Here is a 17,661-nt window from a genome sequence, read left to right on the forward strand (position 1 = left end):
TTCAACGATGAGGTTCATAAAAAAAAGGTATTTGAGTAGTCAAATACCTTTTTTATGGTTTTTAGAGATATTAAGTTCAATACAAATTAGTACTGCATATTTTCTAGATAGTACTTTGCGGCGCAATTGAATAATTAGCTTCATATAAAAGAGCTTCTTGAAGTTTTTCAATTGCAATCATTGATTGACTTACAATGACAATTTCTTGGAAGTTTGTACTTATTGAAACTTGAAGTATACCTTCGATATCAGTTAATTTTGAATCTATTGTTTCGGCACATGTAGAGCAAGTGACTCCTTTTAATTCATACAAGTTCACAATCACATTCGTGTTTTTTTCAAACGTAAAAAACAACTCTGAATTAGCTCTTGGCGAAATGGAGTTCTGAGCAATCTCCATTTTTTGGATACGGAAAGCATTTTTAAAAAGGGCTTCATATTCTTTTTGGCTTCCGCCAAAAGGAGGCCCAGACTCAAATTCTCTGTTAAAAAACAGGCCAACTAGAATTCCATTTTCAGCTAAAAGTTGGTGCATTTTCCACATGTATTTTTGTCGCATGAAGGGTGGAATAGCACAGAAAAAGGTTTGTTCTATAATACAGTCATATTGACCAGAATGTGTAAAAAAATCACCTTGAATAATCTTTATGTTTGGATTGTTAGCATGTTTTTTTGTTAAGGCTGCAACCGGTGATGGTGCAATATCAATAACAGTGATGTTAGTAAAACCATTTTGTAGCAAGTAATCAGCCTCGTGACTGTTGCCGCAACCAGGAATTAAAATACGCCAGTCTTTATTGGTTATAGTATTTATAAATTCTTGAAGTGGTGGCGCTATGGTTCCCAAATCCCACTTTGTAGTTTGTGCAACATATTGCGATTCCCAATAATTAGCATCAATGGGTTGTTCGCAGCTGACTACACAACATTTTAAATCAGACATATTATTTTTTTGTTCTAATTGTTACTTCTAGTTTGGGTTTCTAAGTATTTACTACAGAATTATTCCTGAAGGATTTATTATTTTAATATTTTAATATTTTACTTTGGCAGACAAAATCTGTTTTTGGAATACTCGTTTTTGCAATTGCGTTGAATCCTCCTTCAATTTCGGTAAAGTTTCTAAAACCGCGAGCCTCAAGGATGGAAGCCGCTATCATACTGCGGTACCCACCAGCACAATGAATGTAAAAATGTTCTTTTGGGTCAATATCTTTAATCCAGTCATTTATAGCAGCAAGTGGCTTATTATAGGCTTCATCTACGTGTTCTGCACTATATTCAGTTTCTTTTCTAATATCAACGATCTTGCTTTCACCTATTTTTACTTCTTGTTCAAATTGTCCTGCCGAAATTCTATTGATTGTATCTACCTCATTTCCAGCATTCACCCACGAATCAAATCCTCCGTCAAGATGACCTAATAAGTTATCAAACCCTACACGACTCAATCGCGTTACTGTTTCTTCCTCTTGTCCTACTTCGCAAATTATCAATATAGGTTGTTGTACATCAGCCACTAGCGCACCTACCCAAGGAGCAAAATCACCATCTATACCTATGTTTATTGATTGCGGGATAAATCCTTTTGCGAAAACACCGTTTTTACGAGTGTCAAGGAGTAGCGCACCATTTTCTTCGGCAGCAGTCTCAAATTCTCTAGGAGATAGCGCTCGCATTCCTAAATTTAGAACACTTTCAAAACTGTCATAGCCTTTTTTATTCATGGCTACATTCATACCAAAATACGCTGGCGGAGGCAATAAACCATCTGTAACTTCAGCAATAAACTCTGCCTCAGTCATTGTTGCGCGTAAGGCATAATTTGTTTCTTTTTGATTTCCAATGGTTGAAACCGTTTCTTTACTCATGTTTTTTCCACAAGCACTACCCGCGCCATGTGCAGGATACACAATAACATCATCAGCCAAGGTCATAATTTTATCACGTAGCGAATGATATAAGGTAGCTGCAAGCTGATCTTGTGTCATGTGAGCCGCTTTTTGAGCTAGATCAGGTCTTCCAACATCACCTATGAATAAGGTGTCACCAGAAAAAATGGCATGGTCTTTTCCGTTTTCATCAATTAATAAAAACGTAGTACTTTCCATGGTGTGTCCTGGAGTATGCAACACCTTGATTGTAACATTTCCTAAAGTAAAAATTTGACCGTCAATTGCTGTTATGCATTCAAATTCACAAGTGGCATTTGGACCATAAACAATAGGAGCATTTGTAGAACGACTCAAATCTAAGTGTCCGGAAACAAAATCAGCGTGAAAATGCGTTTCAAAAATGTATTTTAATGCCACACCGTCTCTTTTTAATCTATCAAGATATGGCTGCGTTTCTCTAAGCGGGTCTATTATGGCAGCTTCACCATTTGAAGTAATATAATAGGCACCTTGTGCTAAACATCCTGTATATATTTGTTCAATTTTCATTTTATAATTTTTTATTAGTACAAATGTACTTCTGTTTTTTTGTTTGTACAGTGATATTTGTTACATAAAGTTTTTATTTAAAAAAAAATTCTTTAGTAATTATGTATATGCCCATAAAAAGTACAAACCAACCAAAAATAGGTTTTAGTTGCGCTCCATCTATTTTTTTTGATAGTTTTAAACCAATGATCATTCCTATAAACGCCATCCCCGATATTAAAAAAAGAATTTTATAATTTATGGGTGTACCAATGTATAAATCTCCGCCAAAACCAATACTCGAGTTGATGAAAATAATAAGCAATGACGTGCCAACTGCTTGTTTCATGGGTAAATTTGCAAAGAATAAAAGAGCTGGTATAATTAAAAATCCGCCTCCGGCACCCAGAAATCCCGTTACAATCCCGATGAGAAATCCAATGCCACTCAGCTGTAGATAATTAGTTTTCGTTGAAGTTACTACTACCGTTTTAGATTTTCTAATCATGGCAAGTGCCGATGCAATCATGAGAACTGAAAAAACAGCCATAATAAGAACATTTTTTGAGACTTGATATGAGGCTATTGAGAATAGGGTAGTGGCTATTTTGGGAAATATAACTTCGCGAATTATTAATATTGAAACTACTGATGGTATTGCAAAGTACAAAGCCGATTTGATTTTTAAATTCCCCATCTTGTAATGACTAATACATCCAAATAAAGCTGTGATGCCAACTATAAAAAGAGAATAACTAGTCGCAATTTCGGGATCTATTTTAAAAAGATATACTAAAATAGGTATGGTAAGAATGGATCCACCGCCGCCTATTAATCCTAGTGATAGCCCAATTATGATGGATGCAATGTATCCTAAATATTCCATAAACGTTGTTGTTGAAAGGTGAACTAATTTTTAAAAACGTAAAATGTTAGTTTTAAAGAAGTTCAATATTATTACGATGAAGTGACACTTTTCCTCTTTGTTCCATTTTTTTTAACAATCGAGAAATTACTTCCCTTGATGTATTTAAGTCAGATGCTATTTCTTGATGAGAAAGTTTTAGTTCTTTACAGCCACAAGAGGTTGAATGCCTTTGCAAATAAAATTCTAATCTTTCGTCCATAGCTCTAAAGGCAATGCTATCTATCACTTCAAGAACTTCTTCAAAGCGGCTTCTGTAGGTGTCAATAACAAATTCGTACCAGCTTCGGTGTTGCATCATCCATTTATCCATCAATGGCAACGGAATCATAACCAGATCAACATCCTCTACAACAAGTGCCATAATTTGACTTTTTTCGTTTTTAGTAGCACAAATCATAGAAATTGCACAAGCTTGTCCTGGTTGTAAATAATACATGAAAAATTCCCCTCCATTTTCATCTTCCCTGTAAATTTTTATTTTTCCTTGAATAACTAGTACGGTACTTTTTATATACTGACCTGTACGCATAATTACGGTTCCAGCTGGATAAGATTGTAGCACTGCATTATTTTCTATATCGTGAACCAAATCAGCAGAAAAGGAATTGAATGATTTTTTTATGAAGTCAATCATTTGTTGAATTTATATTTTCCATAAAAGTAATCTAAAATGCCAAATTTATTAGTTTTTTTAAAGACAAAATACAATTAAACCTCTCATTAATAGGTTGTTAAAATTCAAATCCCTATCGATTTTGTAGGCTTATCAAGTATGTTATTTATTTTACTGATAGTGAATGTTTTACGCAATCGTTTTCTTAGGATTAATATCTAATTAACAATTGATACGATAATTGTTTGCTAAAAACATCGTATTTTTACAAAAAACAATACTATGAATTTAACACAAGAAGAGTGGGTTTCTCAATATGAGGCCGACCAAAACACAGTAATTTTAGACGTAAGAACTGAAGATGAATTCAATGATGGTTTTATAGCTAATGCCATAAATATTGATATTCATAGGGGACAAGATTTTGTAACTGAAATTGAAGCATTAGACAAAAACAAGAATTATTATATATACTGTAGATCAGGTATGCGTAGTGCAAAGGCTTGTGAAATTATGAATCAATTAGGATTTGAGAACACCTATAATTTACTAGGAGGTATTTTAGATTGGGAAGGTACTGTAGTAACGCCTTAATATTGCGCATGCGCTTGCTGATTTTTAATTTTAAACCTCAAAAAAATGAATGTGATTCCCGAAGAATATCAGATTAAGAGTTTATTAAATCAAGACACCTATCTTGTTGATGGTGAATTAAAAAAATGGGAGGGACAAACTACTGCTGTTTTTTCTACAATTTCATCTACTCTGGAATACGGCCCTACCATACTTGGTTCAATACCATTTATGGGAGAAGAGGAAGCTCTAGAAGCTGTGCAAGCAGCAACTAATGCCTATAACAATGGTCAAGGACTTTGGCCTACCATGAAAGTGTCGGATCGTATTAAGTGCATGACAAATTTTGTCAAGCAAATGAAAACAACTCGAGCTGAGGTAGTAAAGTTCCTAATGTGGGAAATAGGAAAATCATTGCCAGATTCTGAAAAAGAGTTTGATAGAACCGTGGAATACATTTATGATACTATTGAAGATTATAAATTATTAGATAGAAATTCATCCCGATTTACTAAAAGCCAAGGTGTTAACGCCATGGTTCGTCGTGGTCCTCTCGGGGTTGTATTGTGTTTAGGACCGTATAATTATCCTTTAAATGAAACTTTTTCGTTGCTGATTCCTGCATTGATTATGGGTAATACTGTAATTTTTAAGCCAGCAAAACATGGAGTTCTTTTAATTTCAACATTGTTAGAAGCTTTTAGAAATAGTTTTCCAAAAGGTGCCATCAATATCATTTACGGTAGAGGTCGTGAAGTAGCTTCGCCAATTATGAAATCTGGGAAAGTGGATATTCTGGCGTTGATAGGGAATAGTAAGTCGGCTATTGCACTTCAGGATCAGCATCCTAATAAAAACAGATTGCGATTAATATTAGGACTTGAAGCGAAAAACCCAGCCATTATTTTACCAGATGCTGATCTTGATTTGACTATTCAAGAATGTATATCGGGCACATTATCCTTTAATGGTCAGCGTTGTACAGCATTAAAAATAATATATGTTCATGAAAGTATTGCAGATGAATTTAACACCAGGTTTGCTGCAAAAGTTGATGCTCTCGCTTTTGGTAATCCTTGGGACAAAGATGTAATGTTAACTCCTTTGCCGGAAAAAGAAAAGCCAGCTTACATCCAGGAGTTAATTGATGATGCAATTAAAAATGGTGCTACAATCATCAATGAAAAAGGGGGTGAGCATACGCCAAATTATATTTTCCCAGCAGTTCTGTTTCCAGTGAATAAAGAAATGAGAGTGTACCATGAAGAGCAGTTTGGACCTGTTGTTCCTGTCATGACTTTCAAAGATATTCAAGAGCCATTAAACGATATGGCTGAGTCTAACTATGGACAACAAGTAAGTTTATTTGGTAGGGATATTAAAACCATTGCACCATTAATTGATAGTTTAGTAAATTTAGTGTGTCGAGTAAATTTGAATAGCTCTTGCCAAAGAGGTCCAGATGTGTATCCCTTTACAGGTCGAAAAGACTCAGCAGTGGGAACACTGAGTATTCATGATGCGCTGCGCTCGTTCTCCATTAGAACCTTTGTTGCCTCAAAGGATAATGAGTACAATAATGAAATTTTACAAGCATTATTAAACAGCAAAGAATCAAATTTTGTAAACACTGATTATACTTTATAATCCGATTTAGTAGTTTTATAAAGCCATCTCAATGAACATGCCCCAATAAGTTAGACACTAATTGGGGCAATTTTTATGGAGAGAAAAATAAAATAGATTTCATAAAAAAGGTGATCTATTGCTAGGTCACCTTTTAAACAAATTAAAATTCAATATTTAAACCAAGTCAAAACGATCAAGGTTCATCACCTTAGTCCATGCAGCTACGAAGTCAGTTACAAATTTTTCATGTGCATCGTGGTATCCGTAAACTTCTGCAAGTGCTCTTAATTCAGAGTTAGAACCAAAGATTAAATCAACTCTTGTTCCAATCCATTTTAAACCTCCAGCCATTCTATCACTACCTACAAAAGCATCATCAGATTCTGAAACGGCTTTCCAAGTTGTTCTTAAATCTAATAAGTTTACAAAGAAATCATTAGTAAGTGTTTCTGTTATGCTTGTAAAAACTCCATTTTGAGATTTATCAAAATTAGTATTCAACACACGCATACCGCCTATAAGAACTGTCATTTCTGGAGCTGTTAATGTCAATAACTGCGCTTTGTCAATTAACATTTCCTCGGCAGAAACGGTATATTTAGTTTTTACATAATTTCTAAATCCATCAGCTTGTGGCTCTAAAACTGCAAACGACTCAACATCTGTTTGCTCTTGTGAAGCATCCGTACGTCCAGCGGCAAAAGGAACTTTAACTTGAATTCCTGCATTTGCTGCAGCTTTTTCAACTGCTGCATTTCCAGCTAGTACAATTAAATCGGCAATTGATACTTTTTTATCAGTATTATGAGAATTGAATTCATTTTTGATATTCTCCAGCGCAGCTAAAACACGATCTAATTGTGAAGGATTGTTTACTTTCCAACTTTTTTGTGGTTCTAATCGAATTCTAGCTCCGTTTGCTCCTCCACGCTTATCAGATCCTCTAAAAGTAGATGCTGAGGCCCATGCTGTACTTACTAGCTCTGATATACTTAATCCAGCTGATAAAACAGCCGCTTTAAGTGCTTCAACGTCTTGCTCGTTAATTAATTCAAATGTAACCTCAGGAACTGGATCTTGCCAAATTAACTCTTCAGCTGGTACTTCATTTCCTAAGTAACGTACTTTTGGCCCCATATCTCTATGAGTCAATTTAAACCATGCTCTTGCAAAAGCGTCATTAAATGTATCAGGATTTTCTAAAAAGTGACGAGAGATTTTCTCATAAGCAGGATCAACACGCAAAGATAAATCAGTTGTAAGCATCATTGGTTGATGCGTTTTTGATGCATCATGAGCATCTGGAACTGATCCTGAACCACCATTATTTACTGGTTTCCATTGGTGAGCACCTGCCGGACTTTTTGTTAATTCCCACTCATAACCAAATAGGTTTTCAAAATAATTATTACTCCAGTTTACTGGTGTAGTAGTCCAAGCACCTTCAAGACCACTTGTAATGGTATCTGCACCATTTCCAGTGCCATAGGTATTTCTCCAGCCTAAACTTTGCTCTTCAATAGATGCACCTGCTGGTTCAGCTCCTACATATACATTAGGATCAGCAGCACCGTGAGTTTTTCCTAGTGTGTGTCCTCCTGCAATCAAGGCAACTGTTTCCACATCATTCATAGCCATACGTGCAAATGTCTCTCTAATGTCACGTGCTGCTAATAGTGGATCTGGATTTCCATCTGGTCCTTCTGGGTTTACATAAATAAGACCCATTTGTACAGCAGCCAAAGGATTTTCTAACTCACGATCCCCTGAGTAACGGCTGTTTGGTTCTGTACTTAAAGACAACCATTCTTTTTCTGGTCCCCAATATATATCTTCTTGTGGTTCCCAAACGTCTACACGACCTCCAGCAAAACCAAATGTTTTAAATCCTGCTGATTCTAAGGCACAGTTCCCTACTAATACCATTAAATCTGCCCATGAAACTGTGTTGCCATATTTTTGTTTTATGGGCCACAATAACAAACGAGCTTTGTCTAAGTTGGCATTATCTGGCCAGCTGTTTAATGGTGCAAATCTTTGTGTTCCAAAACCTGCTCCACCACGACCATCTGCAATACGGTATGTTCCTGCGCTGTGCCAAGCTAAACGTATAAAAAACGGACCGTAGCTTCCGTAATCTGCAGGCCACCAGTCTTGAGAAGTTGTGATAACTTGTTTAATATCATTTTTTAAAGTCTCTAAATCTACTTTTTTAAATTCTTCAGCATAATTAAAGTTAGCTCCCATAGGATTGTTCTCTAATGAATTCTGACGAAGAATATTCAAACGGAGTTGGTTAGGCCACCAATCACGATTTGTTTTACCGTGAGTAGTACTTTGTTTTGGCGCAGCAGATGATGCCCCAGAGAAAGGACATTTGCTTTCTCCATTTACATTGTAAGAGGTTGGTTTTGCATTATTTTCCATAGTATGTTTGTTTTTTATTTTTTCTAAATACAAAGTTATTTAAAAAATTCGTAGTGAATTAAAAATTCAATAGATAAAAATTATAGTTTGAATTATTATTTATATGCTAATATATAAAATGTTACTCTTTCAAGCTCAAATTTAAGGTGTTAAGTTTGTATTAGTCTCTTGTTATTTTGAATTTTTTTATGACATCAAAATATACACACACTCTAGATTGTTTTTATAAATCGTTAATTGTAAATTTAGAAAAAAAAATATTTTGGAAAAAGACATTAATACTATGGGAGAAAACCCAATTCAATCTGAAGCTGAGGCCTGGTTAGGAATTTTATATACTTGTATAAAAGCGGATCATTATATATCTGAAGCCGAAAGAAAATCGCTATCAAGAATACTTTATTCTAAAGAAAAATTTAAGAATGTAGATTTCGGACCTTATTATGAAACTGCCATTGCATTGTACAAAGAGTTGGGACAGCTTAAATATATAAAAGCATGTTGTTCTTGGATAGAAACCGAAGATAAAGAAACCTTGTTTGCTCTTGCCTTAGACGTCTTATTGGCTGACGGAACATTAGAAAAAGAGGAAAAAAGTCTTATTGAAATTTTATCCAATCATTTAGGTGTGAGCACCTCTATGTCTAGTAAAATTATAGAAGTTATGTTTTTAAAAAACAGAGGGAATATTAAAGTGTAGTTGTGGTTTAGCGCTAAATAAATGTTTTTTTTTTAGTAATTGAGACTACAGTCTTTACTATAAAACAAGGTTTTAAAAATTGAAGTTGACTATTAAATTGATGTTACTCATGTTGGTCTTATTGAAAATAAAATTTTTATTGCCGTAAGTTTCAACTTCATTAAATTTGTGTACATACAATAATTGAGCGTCAAAACCTTTTAACATTCCTTGAAATTGATAGCGAAAATCTACATTTGTTTGAACATAAGAAGGTAATCCGTATTTATTTAGGGCAACGTTTTTTACATCTGGTAAATCAAAATATCCTATAGCTAGTTGCGATTTGAATCTCTTTTTAGGATTTGAATATTGTATTTTGGTCATTAAAGCGTGCACATCCCCAAAACCTTCATTTCGTTCTCTGGCCATAAAGGTGTAAAACGGGTCTCGACCCCATTCTCTGGGCATGAGATACCGACCTTTAGCCGTTATTCGGTTGTAGTTTAAAGTAAATTCTATTTTTTTATTTTGCCAACCTAATCTTCCTCCAAAGGTTTGAGAAGTACCATTTTTTTCGAAATAAGTTTTGCTTTGATCCTCATTTCCGCCAAAATTCAATGCATTTTGATAAATTGATTGAAAGCCAAAAAGCAGTTTAGAATTGGGATTCAAATCGTATTTATAATCCATTTGGAACAATGCAGAATTGAATATATCCTCAGCATATTGGTTCCATAAAAGTATCTTTAAATTTTTTATAGATTCATTTTGTAAACCAACAATATAAATTCCGCTAGTGTTTAAATTTCCAGCATAATTAGATTTTGTTCCATCGGGATTGATGCCGGAGGGATAAATGCCTATAGATTCTCCCACGTCAAAATATTTCATGGTGCTTCGTGGTGAAATTCCATATAGGTAGCCCAGATTTATTTTAGTTTTCTTGAGTTCGTTAAAATCAATCCAAATTCCATCCACTACGGTTGGGCGCATTCTGCCGTCTTGCAGATTTATAAAGGACGTATTGAGTAATTGTTTTCCAAGAGTTATATTCGAATTTTTGAAATTGTATTTCAAGTACAATTCTTCTAGTCGGCTTAAATTGTCTTTGCTTGATGGATTTTGAATGTCAAAAAGCGCTACCTCGTATCTGTTTGATAAATTGGTCACAGGATCTTTTTTAGAAAAATCAGAAGAACCAATATTGAATATGTAATAACCGCTGACACCAAATTGAAAATTATGAAATTTGGCCGTTTCAAATTTCACGCCTCCACCAAGTGCATTGGCATAATAATCAGATAAGCCACTTTCATTATTAGTACTCATAAAAAAATAGCGGAAGTGACCATTGAAATTCCCGTTTTTGAAAGTATTTAGAATTGAGGTAGAATAAACTTTTTCGTTATTTCTTTCTTTCCAAACCATTGGCTTTTCTGAAATCTCATGATGTTGTGCAACAGCATTATTGCTACTACAAATAATACCGATTAAAAGTATACTATTGAAAAAATATTTCATTTGTAAGTAATTAAATTTAGGCAAGATAATATCATTAGATACCAGCAATAGGTCTCCTAAATTGTGCTGTTTCGATTTCTAACATCCCTTTTTCTGGGTAGGAATATAAAGTGAAAGGAATTTTAACTCATTATCATGAAACCATGCAGTTATTGAGGAATTAAAAAATAAAACGACTGATAAAAGTCCTCACAAGAAAGCAACAACTGCAAACAGATGTATCATTTTTTTTTAAGAATGTAATATATCAATCTGCAGTTTCTTTCTTTGGAATCATAAAATATATTAATGAGGCAGTTTATCTCTAAAATAACCATAAACCCATGTTCCAACGATTGCAAAGAATAGGGTTACAATCATCACGGTGGCTCCCGTTCCAATTTGTGCAAACAACGGTCCTGGACAAGCTCCGGTTACTGCCCAACCCAATCCAAAGATAAGTCCACCATAAATTTGCCCTTTATTGAAGGTTTTGTCGTGGAACTCAATTTTTTCTCCATAAATGGTTTTGATATTGAATTTTTTTATCAGGAAAACGGATATTATTCCCACAACAACTGCACTTCCAATTACGCCGTACATGTGAAAAGATTGGAAACGAAACATTTCCTGAATGCGATACCAACTGATAATTTCTGCTTTGATGAAAACAATTCCAAACAATATACCAATAACAAGATATTTTAAATTATGGTACCATTTGTGTTGTAATTGACTTTCGTTAATACAAACCGTGTCCAAGGAACGCGTTTCGAAATCTGTATTTTGATCTTTTATATTCATAATTAGTAATTTAAAGTGAAAGAATAAATGGTAAAATAAGGTTTGCCATAATCAATCCGCCAATGAAGAAACAACATGTTGCAATCAATGATGGCATTTGTAAATTAGACAAACCAGAAATAGCGTGACCACTGGTGCAACCTCCTGCATAACGAGAACCAAAACCAATGAAAAAACCACCAACGACCATCATGAAAAATCCTTTGAGTGTAAACAAACTTTCCCACGAGAATAATTGTTCTGGTAACATTCCGTAAATTTCAGTAATGCCGTAGCCTGCCAATTCGGTTTGTAGATTTCCATCAATGATAATTGGATTAGGATTTGACAAAAAGCTGTAAGCAAGTATACCACCCAATAAAATACCGAAAACAAAAAACATATTCCAGATTTCTTTTTTCCAATCGTATTTGAAAAATTTGATATTTGCTGGTAAACAAATGGCACAAGTATGACGTAATGAGGCGCTGATACCAAATGATTTGTTGCCAATGATTAACAAAGCTGGAACTGTAAGTCCAACTAATGGGCCTGCAATATACCACGGCCAAGGTTCTTTGATCAATTCTAAAATTTCCATAATTATATTTTTATGGTAACAAAGGTTGTAATTACAAATGAGTAGTTATGTTACTTTTGTCACACAAGGAAAAAAAAGTAAAAATGAAATCGATTTTATTTTTTTAGTAACTCCTCTAGCTTTACTCGAAAAGAATCACTGTTCCAATTTGCTGTTCCAATTTTGGCTACAATTATATTTCCTTGTTGATCAATAAGATAAGTTACTGGAATTGTTGAAGATTCCATTTCTATAGGAGGATTTGTAACCGATTGATAAACAGGAAGTGTCAAATTTTCTTTGACCATAAAAGCATTTGCTTTGTCAAAAGAATCTGTTGTCACAAACAAAAAGACCATTTTATCTTGATAATCAACATATAATTTTTGAATACTTGGCATTTCGGCAATACAAGGCGGACACCAAGTAGCCCAGAAATTAATGAATATTATTTTTCCTTTGTATGTTGATAATGAAACAGTTTTTCCGTCTACGTCTTTTAATTGCCATTGAAAACTGGAAAGCTTTTTTTGGTCTTTAACTGCGATAGTTTTAGGTGAAAAAGCAATTAAACGGTTTAAATGCACTTTTACAAAAGTTCCCAGCGGACTAAATAAAAGCAGTGCTATCAATACGATAAAAACAATATTTTGAATAGTGGACTTTTTTGAATTTTTTGATTCCATTTTTTTAATTGTTATCCTCCAAAAAGAGATGACATTAGATTAAAATTTGCGGCTTGCTTTTTAAAAAGAGTCTTCCGGCATTCTGATTTCAATAATCACCGATGATACAATGGTGATGACACCAATCAGAATAATAGCATAATTTACACCAAATAAATCAGCTGTTATTCCTGAAATAATGGCGCCTATTGCATACCCTAAATCCCTCCAAAGCCTGAATGTACCAATGCTTTCAGCTCTTTGATGGGGATTTGTCGCATGAGCAATAGCTGATAAAAAAGTAGGATAAACTAAGGCCGTTCCCAAACCTAAAAACGCTGAAATAGCCGCCAATTGATAGAATTCTACAGCAAATGGAATAAAAAGTATCGCAATTCCCTGCAGTAGCATTCCCCAAAAAAGCGTCTTTTTTTTCGAATAAACATCAGACATTTTTCCGGTTATTAATTGCCCAAAACCCCAAACTGTTGGGTAAATAGCAGTTATAATTCCAATGTTCTGAGAGTCATAATTCAATGAAAGCAATACAATTGGTAAAAGCCCCCAAATCATTCCATCATTTAGGTTATTGACTAATCCTGCTTGCGTTATGGCGCTTAATGCTTTATTTTTGAAAGTGGTTTCAAGGAAAATATTTTCTAATTTTTCAGTTGAATTGGTCGCATTTTCTTGATGTACAAATGCTCGGGTGTCATTCACAAAAAACAAGGTCAATAGAAAACCAATTATTGAAATCCCGATACCTAAGTAAAAAGGGTAGGGCGTAATGCCGTATTCTTGTGCAATATAGCCTGACAGAAAAGCAATTAATCCAACAGCAAAATAACCTGCAAATTCGTTGAGTCCCATCGCAAGTCCTCGATCTTTTTCTCCTACCAAATCAATTTTCATGACTACCGTGCTGCTCCAAGTAAGTCCTTGGCTGATGCCCAAAAGAATGTTGGCAAAAATTACCCAATTCCAAGTTTCTGCATAAATTAAAATAAAGGGAATAGGTATGGCCAAAAGCCAACCAAATAAAAGCAAATTTTTTCTGCCAAAGCGATTCGCCAGTTTGCCTGTAAAATAATTGGTAATGGCTTTTGTGATTCCAAATGCAATGATAAAAGATAGAATAGCCGTTTTTGAAGCAATACCAAATTCAATTTCAGCGAATTTTGGAATAATAGTTCGTTCCATTCCTATCATTCCACCAACAAACGCATTGACAATAACCAAAATGGTAAACTGTTTCCAATTTTCTTTCAGTCCAAGTTTGGTTTTGTTTGTTTTCAATTGAGGTGGATTTTTTTAGAAAAGAAATTTGGTGCTATAAGAGTCGCAATTATAATTTGTAATATTCTAATTGATAGTCACCAATGTGTTTTTTATTTTCTGCAATAGATTTTTTGTGCTTAAAATAGTTCACCGTTCCAAAAACAAAAATGATAAAGGAAGTAATAAAAAGTGCTATCTCAATTAGTAAACTATTTTCAATCATCAAGAGATTTCTCAAACTCAAACCTGCGATCAAAAAATACATTGACGTTCTCAAAAAGGAAAGAAAAGTAGATTGATTAGCCAAAGTAGTTCGTTGCAATGCTAATTTTTCTCTTAAAATTAAGTCTTTGTTTGCTGGTTTTATGTCTTCCATATTACTTTTTTCTTATTGATTTTAAAGGTAATTACAACTGTCTTTGATGGATATAAAAGAAAAATTTAATACCATTTTTTTCAATGACTTTCAAATTTACCTATTTTAAATCAATTTAAAATTTTAATTTTTTCTAAGTGATTTTGCAAACATATTAAAATCAAACCTCCCATTAACCACCATATAAAGTGCTATTTAGAGTTTTGGATGTTATGGCACAAGTACCGGAATCGCAACCGATGCTCAGATATTACAAATAGCTGGCAATTGCTTCGAGAATCATACCAACAACTGTTATGATGATTGCTTTTTTCAATACTATTAATTTTCCTTGCTGATTTTATTTTCTGATTTCGGAATAGCGCAACCATTTGAACCGCAAAAACTAGTATTTAATAGTGCCATTCCGGTAAATAAAATTCCGGGAAGCAGGAACAAATAATTTTTAGTATAAACAGCTTGAATCATCACAATAAGCCCTAAAATCATACGGATAACTCTGATGTAATTCCAATTGGTGTACATATTTTTAATCATATCTTGATATTTAAACAATTGTGTAGTTTAAAACAAAAAAACGGTTTTGTTTTAAACTACACAGATGTAAATTTTCTGAAGTCTATTTATGAATCATTTCGTTTACATCCTGCCAAGTTCCGCCATTGGTAACGTTTTTGAAACCATTTTGTTCCAAAATCATTTTGGCTTGACCACTGCGATTACCGCTTCGGCAGAAAACAATTATATGTTCTTTTCCTTTGAATTTTTCTAGTTGGCTTGCCACTTTATCCAAAGGAATATTGGCAGAGCCTTTTACGTTACCTTCAGCAAATTCTGTTGCTGTGCGAACATCTACAAGAAACGCACCTTCTTTTATTATTTTTTCCATTTGTGTGGTGTCTTTTTTTGAAAACATGTTTTTAAAAATTCCGAACATAATTGTGGTTTTTAGTATTTAACATCGTTGTTTTGGTTCACCCATTCATTCATTCCAGGACTATAATTAAGTACATTTTTATAACCATTTTTTGCCAATAAAGAATAGGCAATTGCCGCTCTATCTCCTCCTTGACAATGGATTAATACTTTTTTATCTTTATTTATTTTGTCTAGATTATTTACTAAAGTACCTACAAATACATTATCAGCTCCTTTTATATGACCTGCATTATATTCTGCAACACCACGAAGATCAACTACCTGAACATCTTTTTCTTGTTGAAAAGCTTTAAATTCTTCAATGGTAATTTGGTTTACTTTTTCTAAAGAACCGCCATTTTCTTCCCATATTTTTGTAGAAGGAACGTAACCTAGAATATTGTCTAGTCCTATTCTCATTAGTTTTCTGGTCAAATCATCCAATTGTGACTCATCCGCAAGCAAGATAAAAGGTTCTTCATACGTAAGGAACCATCCTGCCCAAGTAGCAAAGGAATTGTTCCCCTGAATGTTGATGCTTCCTGGAATAAATCCTTTAGAAAATTCCAATTTATCTCTGGCATCAATTAATTTAGTTCCATTGGCTAAAGCCGCTGTTAATTCATTGTAATCCAATTGTTTTAATTTTGGAACAGTTGTAAGCAACGGACGATCTACTTTATTAAGTTTTTTCATCATTGCAAAATACTTAGGTGGTTCTGGTTGGTCTTCCAATAAATATTTTACAAATCCAGCTTCATCATTTTTATGCTGAAAAGCCCAGTTTCTTACTTTTTCATAACCTACCGTTGTACTTGGTACAGCTCCTAATGCTTTTCCGCATGCAGAACCCGCTCCGTGGCCTGGCCAAACTTGAATGTATTCAGGTAATGCGTCAAACTTTTTGATGGATTGATACATTTGTTTTGCACCTGCATCTTGAGTTCCTTTTATTCCTGCTGCTTTTTCAAGTAAATCAGGTCGTCCTACATCTCCCACAAACACAAAATCACTGGTGAACAACATGACCGGCTCTTCGCTAGCAGGCACATCTGTCAACAAAAAACTGATGCTTTCTGGAGTATGTCCAGGTGTGTGAACTACTTCTATTTTTAAATTCCCTACTTTTAGAACATCACCATCCTTTATATCAACATGCGGGAATTCATATTTCCAGTCAGGACCACCTTCTGCTGAAAGGTACATTTCTGCTCCTGTTAAAGCGGCTAATTCTCTAGAACCTGCAAGGAAATCAGCATGAATGTGTGTTTCTAAAATATGAGTAATTTTCATATTGTTTTGTTTGGCAATTTCAAGATAGGTATCAACATCCCTTTTAGGATCGATAACTGCTGCTACTCCTGCTTTTTGACAGCCAATAAAATAACTTGCTTGAGCAAGACTTTTGTCATAAATGTGTTGAAAATACATATTTCTATTTTTTAAGTTTCTAATTTATAGGACAAAATTAATGTATGAATTATTGAAATTTAGTGACTTATGTTACATAGCCTTTATAACCTAATTATTTTGCCTATATGTACGTCATAACGCATAGAAATAATTTTAGTTTTGTGCTCTTTTACAATTGAATTTTCATGAATCAGCCTATTTGAATGTTCAATATTTGCATTGATACAACCTAATATATTGTCTTGTTTTGGAGTTTGTTTTTCGGCTTCTAGTTCTTCTTTTTCCTCTGCAATAGTTTCTATTATGTCATCAATATGAGTTAGATGTTTTTTGTAATTTTTATTTTCATCATTAATATATTCTTTAATAGCTCCACATTCGGTGTGTCCTAAAATGGCTATTAATTTTATATCCAGATGTGCAACTGCATATTCAATATTACCCATATCAATATCAGAAATCAAATTTCCCGCATTCCTAATTACAAATAAATCGCCAATTCCCTGATCAAACAGAATTTCAGGTGAAACTCTGCTGTCTGAGCAAGTGACCACAACAGCAAAAGGATGTTGTGCGTTTTGATTGTCTAAAATTGATTTTTTATTTTGATGCGGATGAATTGTTTTTTCTTCTAAAAAGCGCTTATTCCCCGAAACTAATTTTTCTAATGGAGACTGGTTTTTATTTTCATAGAAATTTCTTGTTTCAGTTTTATCACATCCACTTAGAGTAAAAAGTATTAAGGAGGCAACTAAAATTATTTTTTTCATCCCACTGTGTTTTTTCTTTTCATGAGCTGCACTAATTTCAATAGTTTAATTAAGACTTAAAACTTCTTGATTGTTAGTAAGAGAATTACAAACGCTAACTTTG

At 33.9% G+C, this 17,661-nt stretch carries 18 protein-coding genes; 3 read left to right on the top strand and 15 right to left on the bottom strand.

Annotation, left to right across the window (positions count from 1 at the left end):
* Positions 1-103: 103 nt before the first annotated feature.
* From IQ05_RS13065 to IQ05_RS13080, 4 genes are all read right to left on the bottom strand, one after another.
* Complete coding sequence (locus IQ05_RS13065; protein WP_144893656.1) at positions 104-943, bottom strand: methyltransferase domain-containing protein; 840 nt, start codon at positions 941-943, stop codon at positions 104-106.
* 82 nt (positions 944-1,025) lie between these two features.
* Positions 1,026-2,444: an MBL fold metallo-hydrolase gene (locus tag IQ05_RS13070; protein ID WP_144893658.1), complete on the bottom strand. Its 1,419-nt coding sequence runs from the start codon at positions 2,442-2,444 to the stop codon at positions 1,026-1,028.
* 73 nt (positions 2,445-2,517) lie between these two features.
* Positions 2,518-3,309, bottom strand: a complete 792-nt coding sequence (locus IQ05_RS13075; RefSeq protein WP_144893660.1) for a sulfite exporter TauE/SafE family protein — start codon at positions 3,307-3,309, stop codon at positions 2,518-2,520.
* A 52-nt stretch (positions 3,310-3,361) separates the two neighbouring features.
* Positions 3,362-3,985 (bottom strand): Crp/Fnr family transcriptional regulator, encoded by a 624-nt coding sequence (locus tag IQ05_RS13080; protein ID WP_144893662.1) that lies wholly within the window; start codon positions 3,983-3,985, stop codon positions 3,362-3,364.
* A gap of 261 nt (positions 3,986-4,246) precedes the next feature.
* Between IQ05_RS13080 and IQ05_RS13085 the strand changes: the two genes are divergently transcribed.
* Positions 4,247-4,558 carry a rhodanese-like domain-containing protein gene (locus IQ05_RS13085; RefSeq protein WP_144893664.1) on the top strand — a complete coding sequence of 104 codons (312 nt, stop codon included), beginning with the start codon at positions 4,247-4,249 and terminating at the stop codon, positions 4,556-4,558.
* Positions 4,559-4,603: 45 nt separating this feature from the next.
* Positions 4,604-6,184: an NADP-dependent glyceraldehyde-3-phosphate dehydrogenase gene (locus tag IQ05_RS13090; RefSeq protein ID WP_144893666.1), complete on the top strand. Its 1,581-nt coding sequence runs from the start codon at positions 4,604-4,606 to the stop codon at positions 6,182-6,184.
* A 156-nt stretch (positions 6,185-6,340) separates the two neighbouring features.
* Here the strand turns inward: IQ05_RS13090 and katG are convergent, their stop codons facing one another.
* Entirely contained in the window at positions 6,341-8,593 is a 2,253-nt protein-coding gene (katG, locus tag IQ05_RS13095) for a catalase/peroxidase HPI (RefSeq protein ID WP_144893668.1), read from the bottom strand.
* 262 nt (positions 8,594-8,855) lie between these two features.
* Here katG and IQ05_RS13100 point away from each other — a divergent pair, with 262 nt between their 5' ends.
* Positions 8,856-9,293 carry a tellurite resistance TerB family protein gene (locus tag IQ05_RS13100; RefSeq protein ID WP_144893670.1) on the top strand — a complete coding sequence of 146 codons (438 nt, stop codon included), beginning with the start codon at positions 8,856-8,858 and terminating at the stop codon, positions 9,291-9,293.
* 72 nt (positions 9,294-9,365) lie between these two features.
* Here IQ05_RS13100 and IQ05_RS13105 read toward each other — a convergent pair whose 3' ends face one another.
* From IQ05_RS13105 to IQ05_RS13150, 10 genes are all read right to left on the bottom strand, one after another.
* A complete protein-coding gene (locus IQ05_RS13105) occupies positions 9,366-10,796 on the bottom strand; it encodes an OprD family outer membrane porin (RefSeq protein ID WP_144893672.1) in 1,431 nt (476 codons plus the stop codon).
* A 285-nt stretch (positions 10,797-11,081) separates the two neighbouring features.
* On the bottom strand, positions 11,082-11,579 hold the full coding sequence (locus IQ05_RS13110; protein WP_144893674.1) for a DUF6691 family protein: 498 nt from the start codon (positions 11,577-11,579) through the stop codon (positions 11,082-11,084).
* 10 nt (positions 11,580-11,589) lie between these two features.
* On the bottom strand, positions 11,590-12,153 hold the full coding sequence (locus tag IQ05_RS13115; RefSeq protein WP_144893857.1) for a YeeE/YedE family protein: 564 nt from the start codon (positions 12,151-12,153) through the stop codon (positions 11,590-11,592).
* A gap of 101 nt (positions 12,154-12,254) precedes the next feature.
* On the bottom strand, positions 12,255-12,824 hold the full coding sequence (locus IQ05_RS13120; protein ID WP_144893676.1) for a TlpA family protein disulfide reductase: 570 nt from the start codon (positions 12,822-12,824) through the stop codon (positions 12,255-12,257).
* 60 nt (positions 12,825-12,884) lie between these two features.
* Positions 12,885-14,099 (bottom strand): MFS transporter, encoded by a 1,215-nt coding sequence (locus IQ05_RS13125; protein WP_244289577.1) that lies wholly within the window; start codon positions 14,097-14,099, stop codon positions 12,885-12,887.
* A gap of 49 nt (positions 14,100-14,148) precedes the next feature.
* A complete protein-coding gene (locus tag IQ05_RS13130) occupies positions 14,149-14,457 on the bottom strand; it encodes a DUF202 domain-containing protein (RefSeq protein ID WP_144893678.1) in 309 nt (102 codons plus the stop codon).
* Between the two features lie 321 nt (positions 14,458-14,778).
* Positions 14,779-14,994 (bottom strand): hypothetical protein, encoded by a 216-nt coding sequence (locus IQ05_RS13135; RefSeq protein ID WP_144893680.1) that lies wholly within the window; start codon positions 14,992-14,994, stop codon positions 14,779-14,781.
* 82 nt (positions 14,995-15,076) lie between these two features.
* On the bottom strand, positions 15,077-15,394 hold the full coding sequence (locus IQ05_RS13140) for a rhodanese-like domain-containing protein (RefSeq protein WP_144893682.1): 318 nt from the start codon (positions 15,392-15,394) through the stop codon (positions 15,077-15,079).
* A gap of 11 nt (positions 15,395-15,405) precedes the next feature.
* Positions 15,406-16,806, bottom strand: a complete 1,401-nt coding sequence (locus IQ05_RS13145; RefSeq protein ID WP_144893684.1) for an MBL fold metallo-hydrolase — start codon at positions 16,804-16,806, stop codon at positions 15,406-15,408.
* Positions 16,807-16,889: 83 nt separating this feature from the next.
* Positions 16,890-17,558 carry a carbonic anhydrase gene (locus IQ05_RS13150; RefSeq protein ID WP_144893686.1) on the bottom strand — a complete coding sequence of 223 codons (669 nt, stop codon included), beginning with the start codon at positions 17,556-17,558 and terminating at the stop codon, positions 16,890-16,892.
* Positions 17,559-17,661: the final 103 nt, after the last annotated feature.

Origin of the sequence: Flavobacterium tiangeerense, from assembly GCF_007830355.1 — a bacterium.
GTDB classification, from domain to species: Bacteria; Bacteroidota; Bacteroidia; order Flavobacteriales; family Flavobacteriaceae; genus Flavobacterium; species Flavobacterium tiangeerense.

What these genes read in the sequence shown, in the direction of transcription:
- IQ05_RS13075 (WP_144893660.1), bottom strand. Translation starts at nt 3,309, where the DNA reads ATGGAATATTTAGGATACATTGCATCCATCATAATTGGGCTATCACTA.
- IQ05_RS13150 (WP_144893686.1), bottom strand. Translation starts at nt 17,558, where the DNA reads ATGAAAAAAATAATTTTAGTTGCCTCCTTAATACTTTTTACTCTAAGT.
- IQ05_RS13105 (WP_144893672.1), bottom strand. Translation starts at nt 10,796, where the DNA reads ATGAAATATTTTTTCAATAGTATACTTTTAATCGGTATTATTTGTAGT.
- IQ05_RS13135 (WP_144893680.1), bottom strand. Translation starts at nt 14,994, where the DNA reads ATGATTAAAAATATGTACACCAATTGGAATTACATCAGAGTTATCCGT.
- IQ05_RS13120 (WP_144893676.1), bottom strand. Translation starts at nt 12,824, where the DNA reads ATGGAATCAAAAAATTCAAAAAAGTCCACTATTCAAAATATTGTTTTT.
- katG (WP_144893668.1), bottom strand. Translation starts at nt 8,593, where the DNA reads ATGGAAAATAATGCAAAACCAACCTCTTACAATGTAAATGGAGAAAGC.
- IQ05_RS13130 (WP_144893678.1), bottom strand. Translation starts at nt 14,457, where the DNA reads ATGGAAGACATAAAACCAGCAAACAAAGACTTAATTTTAAGAGAAAAA.
- IQ05_RS13090 (WP_144893666.1), top strand. Translation starts at nt 4,604, where the DNA reads ATGAATGTGATTCCCGAAGAATATCAGATTAAGAGTTTATTAAATCAA.
- IQ05_RS13140 (WP_144893682.1), bottom strand. Translation starts at nt 15,394, where the DNA reads ATGTTCGGAATTTTTAAAAACATGTTTTCAAAAAAAGACACCACACAA.
- IQ05_RS13145 (WP_144893684.1), bottom strand. Translation starts at nt 16,806, where the DNA reads ATGTATTTTCAACACATTTATGACAAAAGTCTTGCTCAAGCAAGTTAT.
- IQ05_RS13070 (WP_144893658.1), bottom strand. Translation starts at nt 2,444, where the DNA reads ATGAAAATTGAACAAATATATACAGGATGTTTAGCACAAGGTGCCTAT.
- IQ05_RS13085 (WP_144893664.1), top strand. Translation starts at nt 4,247, where the DNA reads ATGAATTTAACACAAGAAGAGTGGGTTTCTCAATATGAGGCCGACCAA.
- IQ05_RS13065 (WP_144893656.1), bottom strand. Translation starts at nt 943, where the DNA reads ATGTCTGATTTAAAATGTTGTGTAGTCAGCTGCGAACAACCCATTGAT.
- IQ05_RS13080 (WP_144893662.1), bottom strand. Translation starts at nt 3,985, where the DNA reads ATGATTGACTTCATAAAAAAATCATTCAATTCCTTTTCTGCTGATTTG.
- IQ05_RS13110 (WP_144893674.1), bottom strand. Translation starts at nt 11,579, where the DNA reads ATGAATATAAAAGATCAAAATACAGATTTCGAAACGCGTTCCTTGGAC.